Source organism: Segatella asaccharophila, from assembly GCF_054687055.1.
Map to the genome: position 1 here is coordinate 1 of NZ_BAACAN010000008.1, position 18,416 is coordinate 18,416.

Annotated in this window: 13 protein-coding genes; 9 read left to right on the top strand and 4 right to left on the bottom strand. The window is 43.6% G+C overall.

Annotation, left to right across the window (positions count from 1 at the left end; translation table 11 throughout):
- Positions 1-149: 149 nt before the first annotated feature.
- Complete coding sequence (locus tag ACYRYG_RS06435) at positions 150-1,544, bottom strand: hypothetical protein (protein WP_460197844.1); 1,395 nt, start codon at positions 1,542-1,544, stop codon at positions 150-152.
- Positions 1,545-1,882: 338 nt separating this feature from the next.
- On the opposite strand from ACYRYG_RS06435, the gene ACYRYG_RS06440 reads away from it, so the two are divergent.
- The 5 genes from ACYRYG_RS06440 to ACYRYG_RS06460 all read left to right on the top strand — a co-directional run bounded on the left by ACYRYG_RS06440 (position 1,883) and on the right by ACYRYG_RS06460 (position 9,531).
- The gene (locus ACYRYG_RS06440) at positions 1,883-3,160 is read left to right on the top strand and encodes a TolC family protein (RefSeq protein ID WP_293423497.1); all 1,278 of its coding nucleotides are present in this window, start codon (positions 1,883-1,885) and stop codon (positions 3,158-3,160) included.
- A 17-nt stretch (positions 3,161-3,177) separates the two neighbouring features.
- Positions 3,178-4,275: an efflux RND transporter periplasmic adaptor subunit gene (locus ACYRYG_RS06445; protein ID WP_293417920.1), complete on the top strand. Its 1,098-nt coding sequence runs from the start codon at positions 3,178-3,180 to the stop codon at positions 4,273-4,275.
- Positions 4,268-7,393 (top strand): efflux RND transporter permease subunit, encoded by a 3,126-nt coding sequence (locus ACYRYG_RS06450; RefSeq protein WP_293417923.1) that lies wholly within the window; start codon positions 4,268-4,270, stop codon positions 7,391-7,393. The genes ACYRYG_RS06445 and ACYRYG_RS06450 overlap by 8 nt, the downstream gene beginning before the upstream one ends.
- A gap of 203 nt (positions 7,394-7,596) precedes the next feature.
- Complete coding sequence (locus ACYRYG_RS06455) at positions 7,597-8,331, top strand: response regulator transcription factor (protein ID WP_460197845.1); 735 nt, start codon at positions 7,597-7,599, stop codon at positions 8,329-8,331.
- Positions 8,332-8,343: 12 nt separating this feature from the next.
- Entirely contained in the window at positions 8,344-9,531 is a 1,188-nt protein-coding gene (locus ACYRYG_RS06460; protein ID WP_293417929.1) for a sensor histidine kinase, read from the top strand.
- 49 nt (positions 9,532-9,580) lie between these two features.
- Here the strand turns inward: ACYRYG_RS06460 and ACYRYG_RS06465 are convergent, their stop codons facing one another.
- The 3 genes from ACYRYG_RS06465 to ACYRYG_RS06475 form a co-directional block, all read right to left on the bottom strand.
- The gene (locus ACYRYG_RS06465; protein ID WP_293417933.1) at positions 9,581-10,132 is read right to left on the bottom strand and encodes a DUF805 domain-containing protein; all 552 of its coding nucleotides are present in this window, start codon (positions 10,130-10,132) and stop codon (positions 9,581-9,583) included.
- Between the two features lie 65 nt (positions 10,133-10,197).
- A complete protein-coding gene (locus ACYRYG_RS06470; protein ID WP_460197846.1) occupies positions 10,198-10,689 on the bottom strand; it encodes a DUF805 domain-containing protein in 492 nt (163 codons plus the stop codon).
- Positions 10,690-10,863: 174 nt separating this feature from the next.
- Positions 10,864-12,288, bottom strand: coding sequence for an undecaprenyl-phosphate glucose phosphotransferase (locus ACYRYG_RS06475; RefSeq protein ID WP_293417939.1), 1,425 nt, complete (start codon positions 12,286-12,288; stop codon positions 10,864-10,866).
- Positions 12,289-12,615: 327 nt separating this feature from the next.
- Between ACYRYG_RS06475 and ACYRYG_RS06480 the strand changes: the two genes are divergently transcribed.
- The 4 genes from ACYRYG_RS06480 to ACYRYG_RS06495 all read left to right on the top strand — a co-directional run bounded on the left by ACYRYG_RS06480 (position 12,616) and on the right by ACYRYG_RS06495 (position 18,394).
- A complete protein-coding gene (locus tag ACYRYG_RS06480) occupies positions 12,616-14,172 on the top strand; it encodes a capsule assembly Wzi family protein (protein WP_460197847.1) in 1,557 nt (518 codons plus the stop codon).
- Positions 14,173-14,181: 9 nt separating this feature from the next.
- Positions 14,182-14,610, top strand: a complete 429-nt coding sequence (locus tag ACYRYG_RS06485; RefSeq protein ID WP_293423503.1) for a lipocalin-like domain-containing protein — start codon at positions 14,182-14,184, stop codon at positions 14,608-14,610.
- Between the two features lie 128 nt (positions 14,611-14,738).
- Positions 14,739-15,962, top strand: coding sequence for a peptidase T (gene pepT, locus ACYRYG_RS06490; RefSeq protein ID WP_293417945.1), 1,224 nt, complete (start codon positions 14,739-14,741; stop codon positions 15,960-15,962).
- Positions 15,963-16,138: 176 nt separating this feature from the next.
- Entirely contained in the window at positions 16,139-18,394 is a 2,256-nt protein-coding gene (locus tag ACYRYG_RS06495; RefSeq protein WP_460197848.1) for a monovalent cation:proton antiporter family protein, read from the top strand.
- Positions 18,395-18,416 lie beyond the last annotated feature (22 nt).

The window sequence follows — 18,416 nt, forward strand, 5'->3', positions numbered from 1 at the left end:
TTCTGAAAAGGAGACTTCTTGCTTCTGATTCGCCATATCTAAAGGATTAAAGGATTTATACTGTGGCAAAGATACAAAAAATCCCTTTTCATTCCCTTTGGCGAAAGACAATCATGTACGTTTCATAAAACTTAAATTTTAAAAGATTATTATTTATAGTCAGCTGCCCAATCATAAAATTCGCCACCTGAATCAGGGTCAGCCGGTCCAGGGGAACATTGGAATTGGGAATGATACTTATCAAGGAAGGCTTTGACCGAAGGCCGGTTATAAGTTTGCTCATCTACACTAAAAAATGGATTCCATGTCCAGCCCGAAGGCATTTTCATTTCATAAAAAGTTAATTTACAGTTTTTAATATCCTGAAGAGCAAGGACTTGGACATAACTCATTGTCGAAAGATTTAAATCTTCCAATAACGGCAAATGTTCCAAATCTATTCCACCCAGATGATCAGCAGTTTTGGGTATAGAGAGAGACGTCAGTTTGGGACAACGAACCAAGGTTATCTGGCTTGGATCATCAATGTCGCATTCTTCCATCATGCCCCTTGTCCCCATTAAAGTACAATGGCTTAAATCAGCACTCTCTATAGAATCATTACTAGTAATGCTGAAGTAACATAACCGAGTAGAAGCCGATAAGTTTAACAAATTTGTGCTGACTTTAGAAATGAGAAACTGGTTCATAAACAGATTTGTTGCAATATAAGGCAATACACATTGATCATGGGCATCAATGACTATAGTACCACCCCTGTATCCAGGATTCATAATGATATATTCCACGCCTTCCACCGATTTGATCTCGTTGGTGGAACTTGTTGAAGGAATATACTTTTTAGATAAAACAATATTCGCATTCGCTTCTGTCAATTTCACTAATCGTTTGCTGATATCGATCTGATCCCCCGTAAAGACAGAAGGAAAGACCTCTTTCAGATAGGCTCTTGTAGCTTCATCCGGGACATCCCTCAGCGTAGTGTAAGGTTTCAGTGTACCAGCCGCATTCTGCATCTCCATATCCAAGCCTTTTACCTGGGCAAAATAAGTAGGAATTTCCACACAGTTGTATTGTGCACTATGAGGCAGAATTAATTTAGTCAAATGGTGTAGAACGGTCACCGTTTCATCACCGTTCTCAGCGGTCTGAATATTCACCAGACCGGGATATTCGTAAATATCGTTATTTGACAGGTTAACACTTTTGATCTGCTCAGGCAACAGGGAAAAGTCGAATCTGGGACCATAGCCATTATGAGAAAGATCAACCGATGTCAGATGAGGCAGAACAGACAGTCCCTTCAGTTCCAGTGTATCCAGTTTTGTACCAGAAAGATCAAGCTCAGTTGTCGTATCTGCCTTAGTATCCAGCAAGAGACGTCCCTGGTCATCAAACTGAAATCCCTTCTGAGTTAAAATAGTTTTTAAGGCATCGTTCGTCAACGCCGTTTTGCTGTAAGAAGGGCCGTCATTATCACTACAGGCGGCAGTAAATAACAAGATGACTGCCATAGTCATCAACATCCATTTGTTTTTTTTCATTTCCTTTACTTTAAATTATATATTCATTCACAAAACACAAAGTTAAAATAAATCTGATCATTTAACAACATATATAGACTATTTAGCGACTAAATCATAACAAATGAGGATAACAAATGACGATTTCTGACTGAATGAGGATCATCTGCGCTCATTCTTTTTCATCATTTTTCACAGAGCACCTACACCTACTTTTTTATATGCTTTAAAAAGGAACCTTCTTCATCCGTGATCCCATTGATGAGAAAACTCTAATTTTACTTCAAGACATTCTAATTGACTTCCAGAAGCTCTAATTATATTTAACTCTATCTTTGTGGCTTAAAAAAAAATTCACGATGAATCATTGTAAATTGAATATTTTATCCATCCTCTGCATAATGAGCATTCCTTATCAAATAGCAGCTAGGAATAAAATAACAGAAGAGCAGCCAATCACTGTTACCCTGAATCAAGCCGAAGAATTCATGCTTAAGCATTATCCGCTACTGCGTTCTAAAGATTATGACATTCTGGCCAGGGAAGCTCAGCTTACACAGAACAAATTATATGACAATCCAGCTATTAACACCACCTACAATGTGTATAATCCAGATGGCAAGCGGTATTTCGACTGGAGCCACAACGGAGAAATCCAATTGCAAGTAGAGCAGTCCATCCCCATCGGAGGACAACATCAGGAAAAGGTAAGAGAATCTGAAGCAATGGTCGAATCATCTAAATATACCAGGAAAGACACAGAACGGCAACTCCTCGAGCAATTGGATTCCAGATTAGTTGAACTCTTTTATTTACAAAAGGAAAATCACGTCTATGAGAAAGAAAATCAGTCGCTTGAAAAGATTCTCAAAGCCTATCATGAACAGGTAGAAAAAGGTAATATCCCCGCTATAGAGGCTCAGCGGATTGAGAGCCTGCACTTCCAGCTCCTCAAAGAACAGCAGGAACTCATTACTTCAGAAAAGGACCTTCAGAAGAACATACAGTTGTTAACCGGTCTGCCGGAAGATAAAGACATCGTACCGGTCATCAATGAACAGAAAATTATCTATTCTCTATCAGACTTATCCAATTTAAGGGAACTTCTTTCACTGGCTCAGTCAAGACCAGACGTTGTTGCCCAAGGCCTTGGTATCCAAGCCAGCGAGCATGAAGTTAAACTCCAGAAGGCCAATGCCCTGCCTCAGGTCTCCTTACAAGGAGGATATGATGAAAATGGTTTCGCCATAGGAGTAGGTGTCAGCATACCGATCTTTAATCACAATCAAGGAAACATCAGAGCTGCAGAAATCCAGACACAGCAGGCAATGCTGCAACAAGAGATGAATAAGCAACAGATGGAAGCCGACATCCGACAAGACTACAACCAACTCTTCCTCGATAAGAAGATTGTGGACGAAGCCGATCAGAATTTCAGTAACAGTATTGACGGAATGATTAACCAGGCCGAAATACAATACATGAAACGAAATATTTCCCTCCTCGAATTTTTGGATATGTATACTTCCTATAAAGATTCCTATATCGCCATCATCGAGGCAAAGAATCAACTCCTTCAATCGGCAATCCAGTTGAATGTCCATGTAGGAAGGGATGTCATTAAATTGAATTATTGAAATCAAGATATTAAACAATGAGATATACTAAAGAATACTTCCTGCTGGTCATGACCATGACACTATTAGCAGCATGTGGTAATCACGGTAAAAAGAATTCAGGCACGGCAACGTCAGCCCCGGCAGACAGTTTGAAAGACATATTGGAATCTGCGCCGGTAACTCAAGAATTCATGTATGATGAAGTGGTTTTGAATGGAAATATCGCTTGCGATGAAAGTCGTCTGGGCAAAGTCTTCATTCCGTGCAGTGGAAGAATATCAGGTATTCAAGTGGAAAAGGGTGACGAAGTACGTAAAGGGCAATATCTGGCGACCGTCCACTCCTCGGATGCTGCTGACTACATCAAAGAGATGAGTGAAGCTGCTGCCGATATTCATATTGCCTCACGGGAACTCAGGATGAAAAGAGATATGCTGAAAAGTGGAATGGCTTCAGAAAAAGATGTCGTTGAGGCACGGGAGAAACTGTTCATATCCGAGGCAGAAAGGAACCGTCTGCGGACTATCGCCGGTATCAATGGGTTTGCATCCAGATCTAATGCTGTCCTGCGCTCACCCGTCACCGGATATGTCATCACAAAAAATGTATATAATGATTCTTATATAGACAACAGCGACAATGAAGATCCAGCCTTTGAGATAGCTGATCTGTCGGATGTGTGGGTGATAGGAGATGTCTACGAGAGTGATATTGCCAAAATCCATACTGGAGAACATGTATATGTCACCACTATGGCTTATTCTGATCTCTCTCTCCCAGGAATCATTGACAAGATCTACAGTATCATTGACAGCGCAAGCAAGACTATGAAAGTCAGAGTCAAGCTCCATAATCCGAAGGGAGAACTCAAACCAGGCATGTTTGCCAATATTCACGTCATGCTCCCCACGCAAGGTAAACGGGTGACTTGCGTTCCCGCCTCGGCCGTCATTTTCGAAAATGGCAACAACTACGTCATCGTCAATGAAGGAAAAGGCAGATACCATAAACAACAGATCCAGATCATCCATAATACCGAAGACAAGGACTTCATTTCGGGAGGAGTCCACCCCGGACAGAAAGTCGTTGTCAAAAATGCACTACTCGTCTTTAATGCCCTAAGCAATGAATAAGTTTATCGATTCCATCATCTCCTTTTCCCTCAAACGGAAATACCTGATCATATTCCTCACTTTGGTCACCATCGTCCTCGGATGCATCAGTTTTTCGAAGACTCCTGTTGATGCTTTCCCGGATGTGACGAACACCAAAGTGACGATCATCACCCAATGGCCTGGAAGGAGCGCAGAAGAGATAGAAAAGTTTGTAACCATTCCTATCGAAATTGCCATGAACTCCGTTCAGAAGAAGACAGACATCAGAAGTACAACACTCTTCGGACTATCGGTCGTCACCGTAGTATTCGATGATCATGTAAATGATGAATTTGCCCGTCAGCAAGTATATAATATGCTGGCCGACGCTGACCTCCCCGAAGGAGTAAAACCTGACGTTGAGCCCCTTCAAGGGCCAACAGGAGAAATATACCGCTATACGCTTAAAAGCAATAAACGAAGTGTAAGAAGCCTGAAGACCCTTCAGGACTGGGTCATCGACAGGAAACTCCGTTCCGTTCCAGGTGTCGCCGATATTGTCAGTTTTGGCGGTGAGGTGAAAACCTTCGAGGTCAGTGTCAATCCCGACCAACTTGCCACTTACGGCATCAGTTCCCTCGAACTCTATCAGGCCATCGCCAACAGTAATGTCAATGTAGGAGGAGATGTCATTGAGAAAAATTCACAAGCCTATGTTGTTAGGGGGCTGGGACTGCTCAATAATGTAGATGAGATCGGAAATATTGTTGTCAAAAACATTAACAACACCCCTATTCTGGTTAAAAACTTAGCCCATGTCCATGAGTCCTGCGAGCCACGGCTCGGACAGGTGGGACGGAATAATGAGAATGATGATGTTGAAGGTATCGTCATCATGCGCAAAGGTGAAAACCCAGAGAAGGTCATTGCCTCGCTGAAGGAGAAACTCAAGGAGATTCAAACTGAAGACCTGCCGAAAGATGTCAAGATAAAACCCTTCTATGACCGGCAGGACCTTGTGAACTTAGCCGTCCACACCGTATTCCATAATGTCCTTGAAGGTATTCTACTAGTCACACTGGTCGTCTTTCTCTTCATGAAAGACTGGAGGACCACAGTTATTGTAGCCTCTGTCATCCCTCTGGCACTGCTTTTTGCCTTTATCTGTCTGCATCTTAATGGGATGAGTGCCAATCTTCTCTCCATGGGCGCCATTGACTTCGGTATTATCATTGACGGTGCCGTGGTGATGGTAGAAGCCCTTTACGTTACCCTAAGTGAGAGAGCCCGGCATGTAGGGATGGCAGCTTTCAACAAACTCAGCAAGGATGGTATGATCCGCGTTACGGCCAGGAGCAAAGCCAAATCGGTGTTCTTCTCCAAATTGATTATCATTACCGCCCTGCTCCCTATTTTCTCCTTCCAGAAAGTAGAAGGAAAGATGTTCTCTCCCCTCGCCTATACGCTCGGTTTTGCCCTGCTGGGAGCCCTTATCTTCACGCTTACTCTCGTACCGGTCCTTTCCTCCCTTTTCCTGAAGAAGAATGTGAAAGAAAAGAAAAACCGGTTTCTTGATTTCATCTATAAATACTTTGACCGATTCTTTTCCTTGTGTCATAAAAACCCGAAAAAGACCATCCTCATCGCCTTCATAACGATGATCTGCGGACTTTCCTGCTATGGATTACTAGGATCGGAATTCTTGCCGACAATGGATGAAGGTTCTATCTACATCCGGGCTACACTACCACAAAGTGTCTCACTGGACGAAGCCGTAAAATTAGCCAATCAATTCCGTACTAAAATAAGAACCTTCCCAGAAGTCAAGGAAGTCTTGTCGCAGACTGGACGGCCAAATGATGGAACAGATGCGACGGGGTTTTACAATATTGAACTCTTTGTGAAAATATATCCGGAGAACAAATGGAAAACAGGCCGCAACAAGGACCAGCTCATCAAGGCCATCAACAAGAGCCTGGATGACTATCCCGGTATCGACTTCAACTTCTCCCAGCCTATCAGCGATAATGTTGAAGAAGCTGTAAGCGGGGTCAAGGGAGCTATCGTCGCGAAGATCTATGGACCAGACCTCTATGAAGGCGAGCACATCGCTGATCAAATCTATAAGGTGATGAAGCCAATCAGGGGAATAGCTGATCTAGGAGTAATACGCAATATAGGACAACCAGAATTGCAGATTAATATCAATGAGGCCCGGCTGGCCCGATATGGCGTCAACAAACAGGATGTGCAAAGCACCATAGAGATGGCTATCGGCGGAAAAGCCGCCACGCAGGTCTATGAGAACGAGAAGAAATTCAACCTCGTAGTAAGATACGCCAAGCCTTATCGGGACAATGAAGAAGAAATAGGAAAGATCAAGGTACCAGCCAGTGATGGAAGTATGATCCCGATCAGTGAACTCGCTGACATACGGATGATCACCGGCCCACTGATCATCTACCGTGAAAACCATTCACGTTATAGCGCCGTCAAATTCTCTGTCCGGGACCGTGATATGGGATCAGCCGTTGATGAAGCACGTGCAAAAGTGGCCAAGTTTGTAAAACTCCCCTCCGGATACAAGATCAGTTGGAACGGCGATTTTGAAAACCAGAAACGCGCCAGCAAGCGACTTGCCCAGGTAGTGCCCATCAGCATCATGCTTATCTTCGCTATTTTGTATGTCCTCTTCGGCAACAGCCGGGACGCTTCTTTGGTTTTGCTCAACGTGCCTTTTGCCGCCGTAGGAGGAATACTCATCTTACTGATAACCGGCTTCAATTTCTCCATATCAGCAGGTATCGGCTTTATCTGTCTCTTCGGAATCTGTATCCAGAACGGCGTAATCATGATCATGGACATCAAGCATTTCATCCGGCACGATAACCCCTTGCCCATTGCCGTAAGCAAAGGTATGCACTCCCGGATCCGCTCCGTGCTGATGACAGCCATGATGGCAACACTGGGACTAATGCCAGCAGCTCTGAGCCACGGCATCGGCAGTGAAAGCCAGCGGCCTCTAGCCGTTGTGATTATCGGAGGACTGATCGGCGCAACTATTTTCACCCTGTTCATTTTCCCTATCATTGTGGAGAAGGTCTACGGACATGCCGTATTCGATAAAAACGGTACGCTGAGACAGCGGAAACTATAAACAAAAAATGAAACCACCATTATCCAGATGGCCATATACAAGAATTCAGGGATGTCCGGTGCAGAAGTTCACCGGACAATCCCCTGAAGAGAGGAGACAGGATAACCAGAAGAAAGAAAAGAAAAATGATTTTAAGATAAATTAGAGATTTCTAATTACGGTGATGTGATTTTTTTCAATGAAAATAGTTAGTTTTGTAAAACATGGAACAAAGAGGTAATCATCAACCGTATAGCATCTGCATGGCAGAAGACGAAGCAAACATATCCGATTTCGTATCACGGGGACTTGCGGAATTCGGGTACCACGTGGAAGTTTTCGACAATGGCGAAAAAGCCTGGGAAGCCTTGGAGGGAGGAGAAAAGAATCATCAAGAAACCGAGAACAAGGCATCTTATGATCTCTTGCTTTTGGATATCCGTATGCCACAACTCTCAGGACTAGAAATCTGCCAGCGCTTCCGGGCAAAATATGGTTATGCGACGCCGGTTATCATGCTCACGGCTCTCGGTACAACTGATGATATTGTCATGGGGCTGCACGTAGGAGCTGATGATTATCTCGTCAAGCCATTTAAGTTCATGGAGCTTCTTGCCAGAATAGAAGCATTACTGCGCAGGTCTACCTTCAATAATGACCATCAACTGTTCACCTATGCTAATCTGGCCATCGACCCGTCCACTCATAAAGCAATGAGAGGCAATATCTCCGTCGATCTGAGCACAAAGGAATACCGGCTACTGGAATATTTTATCCGCCATAACGAAGAAATACTCTCTCGCCGCGAACTCCTCAAGAATGTATGGGATAAAGATTTTGACACAAACACGAACATTGTAGAAGTTTATGTCAAATATGTGCGTAACAAAATCGACGATCCCTTTAAGCATAAACTGATCCATACGATTGTAGGCATCGGGTATATTATGAAAGAATAATCCTCATCCATCATGAATGCAAGCCGTAAAATATCCATCCTGTATTCCGGTATCACTATCGGTCTGGTTCTGATTGCGGGGTTTGTCTTCTATATCATCTCTTCTCACTACACGGAGAACCTTTATTTCAAGTATATGAATGAAAAGGCGCATGCCGTGGCTGACGAAAAGTTTTCAAAAGATGAACTTGACCCGATCAAATACCAGAATGTAGTAAGACGTCGGAAAAATTCTATTCCTACATCAAAAGAACTCTTCATCAACATCAAAAACCGAAGGAAAGCTAACCGGAAATTATCAAAATATCTGAAACCTGAACAACTGAGAGATCTATATCAGAATAAAGTCATCAACTTCTATCATGGGGACCAGGTAGGAACAGCTTTCATCTATTATGACAATGAGGGTACTTTTGCCGTTGTGGTACTCAGCCGCAACCCATACGGAAAAGAAATATCTCATACCATCAGATGGTACATTACTTTTCTGGTATTGATCTCAGCAGTGATTCTCTATCTTATCAGCCGGCTATATGCAACCAGGATGGTAGACCGGATAGATAAGAACTACCGGATCGAAAAGATGTTTGTCAACAATGCTTCTCATGAAATCAATAATCCCCTGACGGCTATCCAGGGAGAATGTGAAATAGCTCTCATGCGACAACGATCGACCGAAGAATATCGTAATTCCCTGCAGCGTATCTCTTGGGAAACCAACCGGATCATCAAAATCATGCAGCAACTATTGCAATTTTCCCATGCCAATTCTAAAAAAATAAATTCAGAATATCTCAACACCGTAGACATTGAAGCCTGCCTCCAACAGTTCCGAGATGAAAGAACGGATATTATTATAAAAAACAATTTCAAGATACGGATTGATGAGGGCCTCCTGTCCATTGCCCTGCATAATCTCATTAACAATGCCCATAAATATTCTGGAGACAAAAAAGTTTTTATCACCGTCAACAAGGGTAACATAATGATCAAAGACCAAGGCATCGGCATATCAGAAGCTGACTTAAAACATATTTTTGAGCCTTTCTATCGTGCTGCAAACACCCGGGGCATCAGTGGTCATGGCATTGGTCTGGCACTGGCTAAACAGATTCTCGAGAAATATGGAGCTCATATCAAGGTAGTATCACAGGAAAATAAAGGTACGACCTTTACGGTTAACTTCCAGAAAATCTTATAAACAGAACCCAGCCGTACCTTAATGTCCTGGCCAAACCTTCTCCCTGTGACTACTGTATGATTTCAGAATCAGAATGATCATCCGGAATGCTCTGCCCTTCATCGTGAGAGACATTGGTTATCTGCTGATATTTGGGTGAAGGACCATATTGATTTTCTTCCGGCTGAGAATCCATGCAACACCACACTACAAGCATCACAGCCGTCACTATGGTTACAATACCGACAAGTATGGTAAGCACATATAGTTGGGCAACGGCAAAAATACTACAAAGTGCGGCAGGGATAATTACCCATAAATAATTCCATCCGCTCTTTCCCATATCATGCAGCCGACGCCAAAATACCGAAAGGCATGGAAGAAGCAGGACCAAAGTGACAATAATCGTCAGAATACCTTCACCAGTATCAGAAATACCTAAGCCTAATAACTCGTCAAGTATTGATGCCAGAAAAACTACAATGAAATCAAACAACTGAAACCACCAATATTCTGAACGGCGGGCACGCCCTGTAAAAGTTGCATACTTGCCAAAGACATTTTTGACAGCCTGGCCAAAGGAAATCCTTGGCAGAATTTTAAATTGATTACTTTCATCCATAATAAATTTATTTTATATTCATAATTCTTTACTAGAACTGTTGACAGGCAGTCAAGAAATCATTTCTATTCAGGAAAAGGGCCATATCTGTTGTCTTCTGACTGGGAATCCAAACAACAGAAAAGCAGGAGAACCACCATCGCTATAAGTCCTAAAATACCAAACATGATACTTCCTGTCGTGGAGAACGAAGACAGGACAGTGCTCAAGCTCAGAGGAATAAGAACCATAAGACAATACCATCCGCTCCTCCCCGTGTCATGAAGCCGACGCCAGAACACTGCCAGACCAGGAAGCAGCAATCCGACAAAGAGGATAAGAGTCAGGATGCGGATAGAACCTTTATACTGGAACCCGAACTTTCTATAAACAAAATCCAGAACAAGGTCATCCACAAGTGAAGCAATAAAAAACACAATCACTTCGAACAATTCAAACCACCAGAACTCTGAACGAGGGGCACGCCCCTTAAAAGTGGCATAATGATGAAACACGCTCTTGAGCGACTGCCGGAATTGTTGTAGAAGTTGTGCCTGTAAAGAATGGTCCTCTTTCATCTTATTCTATTCAGATTCTATACTTTTGCCTTTCACGATCAGGTAACCGTACAGCTTCTCAAATACCTCAGAAGCCCCCCAGTCCCTCTCGGTTCTCTACAAAATTAAGCAATCTAAACGAGATCTGCAAGCGATCAAACCTAAAATAATAATTATTTTTATGGATAACGAAAATTAATAGGCATGTTTATCATGAACGAATACAGACTTGACTGTCAGAAAGATAATATAGATGTCCAGCCAAAAGCTCCAGTGCTCCATGTACCAGATGTCCTGTTTGACACGCTTCTTCATGGCATCCAGTTCCTTTGTTTCCCCACGGAACCCGGTAACCTGAGCCCAGCCGGTAATACCCGGTTTGACAAAATGACGGACCATATATTTTCTTATCAAACTGGAATAGAGTTTTGTGTGTACGAGCATGTGTGGCCGCGGGCCGACGACACTCATATCCCCTTTCAGGACATTAATAAACTGAGGAAGTTCATCTATATCCGTCTTCCTCATAAAATCACCGAAGACAAACTTACGTGGATCATTTTTTGTAGCCTGGAGCTCGTCTGCCTCAGCATTAACACGCATGGAGCGAAATTTCAATATTGTGAATTCCCTCCCGTTAATACCTGTACGGCGCTGCTTGAAAAATACCGGTCCCGGACTTGATATTTTGATGATCAGAGCAATAATGGGGTAAAACGGAAGTGTGACAGCAAGGGCTATCAACGAAAAGACAATGTCAAAAGTCCGTTTGACGAAACGGTTTGCAGGCAGAGACAAAGGCATATTATAAGTGGAAAAGACCAGCATCTCATCACCCAGCATCTCCGGCCTGAGGTTCAAGTCAAAACCTTCCGCCAGCAATGGAACATAGAAAAAACGAATGAAATGATCATCACAATATTGTGCTACACGGGTAATCTCATCACCACAGGAACGAGGAAGACTACAATAGATTTCATCAGCAATGGCCTGCTCTTCCGGACAAGATTCCAGTTTTTTATCCAGCATCTCATAGGTGCCCAAATAAGAAAGTTGATTCAAACTTGAATACTTCTTATTATCTTCAGGGGCATAGTATCCACCGAAACGGTAGCCCGTAGAAGGATCACCTATCAGTCTGCTGAAGATAATATCCAAGGCTGGATCCGTACCAACAAAGATGACAGAGCGTGTATTCCGGCCCTTCTTGCGTAAACGATTGAGAAAGCTACGCTCAACAGACCTTAATGCAAGCAAAGCCAACCAATAAGTCCCGCAGATCATGGCCAATATGATTCCCCCGTCATAGCCTTCAAAATGAAGTAAGCGAATCATCAAATAGGTGACAATAAAAACCGTTATGACCAATTCTGTTACACGACGAAGGATTTTCCTGGTTGTAATAATTCTTCGGTGAATGATGGAAGAATAGCCATACTGCGCAATCATCTGTCCCACAAGGGCTGAAACATAAAACAACTGCCGGTCTGGAAGACTCCATGAATTATTAGGGAATATAAGAAAGAGATAGACGGCTGTAATGATATAAAAAAGGACAATATCTCCTATCAGAACTGTCCATTTTATAAGTCCGCTTGATTCAGTCAGAATCTTTTTCATTATGTATTGTTTTTCTTATTTAACCAACTTACTCTTGCAAATTTAAATTATTTTATTGAATTTTACAAACCTATTAAGCATATTTAAAGATTATCTTTCGAATTTCATCATGAATAATCTCTTTATCCTAAAGAACAAGCGGCTCTCTCACCCAAATGTTCTCGGTCAACAGTTGAAGTTAAAAGAATTTAACAAGGATACCTGTTCAGTAATCTGAAAAGATTTCGTATATTTGCAAATAAGATCTCTTCCGACACTGGAACAAAAGTACACACCTGGGATCATTTCTACTGGCATCATACTTTGATACAATTCACAAAAAATAAATTGAAAGTAAAGCTCGCAAGACTAAAAGCCCTTATCCTTCCGGCGGTTTTTCTAATCACGGCGCCGGTTCAAGCGCAAAGTATTAACTATAAGATCGAAGCAGACGGTGGCCTCGCCGATGGGAAAACGCCCTTATGGCTGAATGCCAACCGATATGGATTATCTTCATTGAAAACCTGTAACGGGTATCTGCGTACAGCAGTTTTCAAAACGATGAAAGGGTATCCTGACGAAGAAGTCAAACACACGGAACCAGACCTTCATGAACATACACAACGTAAATGGGACTGGGGGACAGGACTTGATGTGGTATTACCCTGCCATTATACTTCTGATTTTATCATCCAACAGGCATATATTGAAGGACGCTGGTTACATGGGATCATGACTATCGGGGCAAAGGAATTTCCGGAAGAGCAGAAGAACGAACAACTTTCGAGTGGTTCCCAGACTTTAGGCATCAATGCCCGTCCTGTGCCTCAGATACGGCTGGAGTTGCCTGACTATATCAAAGTGTTCAAATGGCTGGGATTCAAGGGACACCTGTCTTTCGGGTGGATGACGGACAGCCATTGGCAAGAACGATTTGCGGATCCAGATTCCAAATGGGCCAAAGACATGCTACTTCACACCAAATCAGGCTTTCTGCGGTTTGGGAGACCTGATGGACATTTTACTGTCGAAGCCGGAATGGAGATGGCCTGTCAGTTTGGAGGGATCACCTATAACCACGGGAAGGCTATCAAGCGCGGATCAGGACTGAAAGACTACTGGCAGGCCTTTGTGCCAGGGGGCGAGGGTGACATTGGAGAAGGTCCCTATGCCAATGTAGAAGGAAACGGAGTCGGCTCCCTGATGTGCCGGTTCAATCTGAACGAACCTGACTGGAAGGCTGCATGCTATATTGATCACTTCTTCGATGACCATTCTCAGTTGTTTTTCCTGGACTTTGACGGTTATGGCGACACTTCAACAGATTATCGCACTCACAAATATACCCATTATATTTTCTATACCCCACGTGATGCCTTGATAGGAAGTGAGATCACCCTGAAGAAAGGGACATGGCTCAAAGATATAGTCTTCGAATATATCCATACGACCGACCAGAGCGGGGCAGTCTATCATGATAGTGAGCCAGGCCTGGCAGCCCATGTGGCAGGACGGGATGATTATTATAACCATTACTTCTACCCCGGCTGGCAGCATTGGGGACAAGCCATGGGGAACCCGCTCTATCGCTCTCCCATCTATAATACGGACCGGCACATTGATTTCAAGGATACCCGCTTCATAGCCTGGCATCTGGGAGTTTCGGGTAGTCCTCTTCCTGTTTTGGACTACAGGATTCTGGCTACTATCCAGAAAGGATGGGGCACATACGATAATCCATACGTTCCGATAGAAAGGAATTTCAGTATGATGATAGAAGCATCCTATCGGTTTAGGCAGGGTTGGATGCTGAAAGGGGCTTTCGGGCTGGACCATGGAAGGCTGCTGGGAAACAATACAGGATTCAGGCTTACTCTCTTAAAAAGAGGTATATTCAGATTTTAAGAAATGAGCATGCACAAGACGTCTTTAGAAATAACTTCCGGAATCATCCTCATGACGGTCTTCCTGTTATCAGCATGTGGGGACATCAGCCCTACGGATAACCGGAACATTGATGGCTACTGGTTATTGGTCAATATCGATTCCATTTCCAACGGCCATACCGAAAATGTGTCCCAGGAGAAACGGTTCTGGGCAATAGAGGGTAAACTCTTCCAGACCGGCGGACTGACTCTGATGACCGAAAAACGGGGGGATACGCTCCGGCTCTATCGGCCTGCCGCTGACTCGGCATCAGTAAATTCTAAAAATCCATCGATAGACCCTTATCGCAAATACGGCCTCAATTCCTTTGACGAACACTTCATCATTGAACAACTTACCCACGAGCATCTTACCGTGAGAGATTCCCTGCTCAGGATCCAGTTCAGGCGCTATTGAACTCCATCCCGGAATTCGGAAAAGCATCTCCCCCGGATCAGGCCTCTTTCATTATCTGAAAGTATTGCCATATCCGAAAAAATGATTATCTTTGCAAATAGTGATTTTAAAATACTAATTCAGAAAGAATGGAACTCACTGAACGATTTATCAATTACACGAAGTATGACACGCAGTCGAGTGAAGACTCTGACAGTGTCCCGAGTACGGCGAAACAACTGGAGTTCGCCAAGTATCTGACCAAAGAACTGGAGGACGAAAACTTCAGTGATGTAGAGATGGATGACATGGGTTATATCTATGCCACACTGAAAGGAAATGTAAAAATAAAAACGCCAACCATCGGATTCATCTCCCATTATGACACTAGTACGGATGCCTGTGGGAAGAATATCAAGGCACGTGTGGTCAGGAACTACCAGGGTGGTGATATAGAACTGTCTCCCGGTATCATCTCCTCTCCCCAAAAATTCCCGGAACTCCTGGCACATAAAGGTGAAGACTTGATCGTAAGTGACGGCACAACTCTTTTGGGAGCTGATGACAAGGCAGGAGTAGCCGAAATCGTACAGGCAATGTGCTATCTGCGCGACCACCCGGAAATCGACCATGGGGATATTCGCATCGCCTTCAATCCAGACGAAGAAATAGGAATGGGCGCCCGCCATTTTGATGTTAAAAAGTTCGGCTGTGACTGGGCTTATACTATGGATGGCGGCGATCTAGGCGACCTGGAGTATGAAAACTTTAATGCCGCCGCAGCAAGGGTACATATCAAGGGAGTAAGTGTCCATACCGGATACGCAAAGGGCAAGATGATCAATGCTAATCGACTGGCCTGCGAATTCAATGCGATGATCCCTGAAAATGAAGTACCGGAAACTACGGAAGGTTATCAGGGCTTCTACCATCTGCTCAGCATGAAAAGCCGGACAGAAGAAGCCACACTTAATTACCTGATCCGCGATCACGATACACAGAAATTCAAAGACCGCAAGAATTTTATTCTCAACTGTGCCAAGAAGCTAAATCAAAAATATGGTACAGGGACTTGCATCATAGACATGAAGGACCAGTACTATAATATGAAGGAGAAGATCAACACCAATATGCATGTGATCGAAATCGTTCTCCGCGCCATGCAACAAGTCGGCATTCCGCCAAAAGTAGAAGCTGTCCGTGGTGGCACTGATGGAGCGCAACTCAGTTTCCGTGGACTGCCTTGCCCCAACATCTTCGCAGGCAGTGTGGAAATGCACGGCAATCATGAATTTGTCAGTGTCCAGGTCATGGAAAAGGCCGTACAGACCATTATCAAGATCTGTGAGATTGCTGCAAAATATAATGAATGAGCACCTCTGGATAAGGAACCAACTTCTGGTTCCTTATCCGGTCTGTTTATATCCATTCAAACAAAGGAGCTCTTTAAAATCCTGATCTTTAAAAAATAATAAGCTATCTATTTCCTATATAGTGTTCATCTCTATCATCCTCACTCATAGAAAGAGGCCCTAAATCCCATTTGCTCATGGCAGAACTTCCGGATCTGATCAAAGACCTTGCCCTCATTCTTATCATAGCAGGTGTAGTCACCCTGCTGTTCAAGAAACTCAAGCAACCACTGGTGCTAGGATATTTAGTCGCCGGTTTCCTGGTCTCTCCCCACATGCCTTACACCATATCCATTATGGATAAATCATCCATTCAGACATGGGCAGACATTGGAGTAATTTTCTTGCTTTTTTCCTTAGGCCTGGACTTTTCTTTCAAGAAGATCATCAAGATGGGAATTGCACCCGTCATCGCCACCTGTACGATCATTTTTTGCATGATGACACTGGGAGTTCTCGTTGGGCATGCCTTCGGATGGAGAAAGATGGACTGCATCTTCCTTGGGGGAATGCTAGCCATCGCCTCCACGACGATCATCTACAAAGCCTTCAATGACCTGGATCTAATACAACAGAATTTTGCCGGACTCGTCATGAGTGTCCTCATCCTGGAAGATATTCTGGCAATTGTCATGATGGTCATGCTGTCAACCATTGCCAGAGGGAACAACCCGGATGGAGGCCAACTGATAGAAAGTATTCTGCGGATTGCATTCTTTCTCATTCTATGGTTTATCGTAGGACTGTCTGTCATTCCCCTCTTCCTGCGCTATACACGCCAACTCATGAATGACGAAACGCTTGTTATCGTATCCCTGGGGTTGTGTTTTCTTATGGCTGTCATTTCGTCAAAAGTGGGATTCAGTCCTGCTTTCGGAGCATTTGTCATGGGAAGCATCCTTGCTGAAACCATCGAAGCGGAAAAAATCACCCGACTGGTGGCACCGGTAAAAAATCTCTTTGGAGCAGTATTCTTCGTCTCTGTAGGGATGCTCGTTGACCCTAAAATCATTGCCGGATATGCCATCCCTATTCTGATTCTGGTCATTACCGTGATCGGTGGTGAGGCAATTTTCGGAACAGCAGGTTTTTTGCTGAGTGGACAACCGTTGAAAACAGCTATGAAATGCAGTTTCTCAATGACTCAGATCGGTGAGTTTGCTTTCATCATCGCATCCTTAGGGCTATCTCTGCATGTCATCAGTAATTTTCTCTACCCTGTTGTCGTTGCAGTAAGTATCATTACCACTTTTCTCACACCTTACATGATCCGATTCTCCAGTCCATGCTATCAATACCTGGAGCACCATCTTCCCAAGCGATGGATCAGAAGGCTGAACCACATCACTCTCAGCATCCATTCTACTTCCAAAGCAGAAAGAAATAACTGGGGACGCCTTCTCCGGGCTTTGCTAAAAATCACGATAATATGCAGTATCCTCTGTGTAGCAGGCATATTCCTGATGTTTACCTTTATCCTACCCATATTCAGGCATATCTTTGGATTTCAGACGGGAAATATAGTTGGCGGCGTACTTACGGTACTACTGATTTCTCCTGCACTTCGAGCTATGGTTACCAAGAAAAACCACAGTGAGGAGGTAAAGGCACTATGGACGGAAAAGCGTATCAACCGCCTCCCTATTCTCTTCACCGTCCTGGTCAGGTACATTATTGCCTCCGGATTTGTTTTTTATATCTGTAATTATCTGACACGTTTCAATAACGCCTTGTTGATCACTTTCGCCCTGACGATCATCACCTTGATGATTGCCTCTAAAAAACTTAAAAAGGGAAGCATCAGACTGGAAAGGTTGTTCGTCCAGAATCTCCATAGCCGAGAGATCAGGGCACAGGTACAAGGAAAAAGAAGACCCCTCTATGAGGGCCATCTTCTGGACAGAGATATTCATATCAGCCTATTTGACATATCTGAAGATTCCGTATGGGGCGGCAAGTCTTTAAGGGAACTGCAACTACGAAAACGCTTTGGTATACAGGTGAGCAGTATTCTCAGAGGACATCAACGTATCAATATCCCTAATGGGCATAATTCCATCTACCCGGGCGATCGTCTGGAAGTGATCGGAAATGACAAACAACTGACACAATTGAATCAGGCTCTAAAAAATGAAAGAGTACCGGAAGATCCGGACATCGAAAACAGAGAGATGAAACTCCGGCAGTTTGTCGTAACGGATCAATGCCCTTTAATAGGGAAAAATCTGAAGGAAAGTGGCATCCGCGACCATTTCAACTGTATGGTCGTAGGCCTGGATGAAGGGCAAGAGAACCTGGAGATCATCAATCCGGAAAGAAAATTTCTGAAGGGGGATATTCTGTGGGTGGTCGGCGAAGAAGCCTCTCTGAATAAACTTATCGGTGACAACTGACACCCGGTCAAGACCGTTGGAT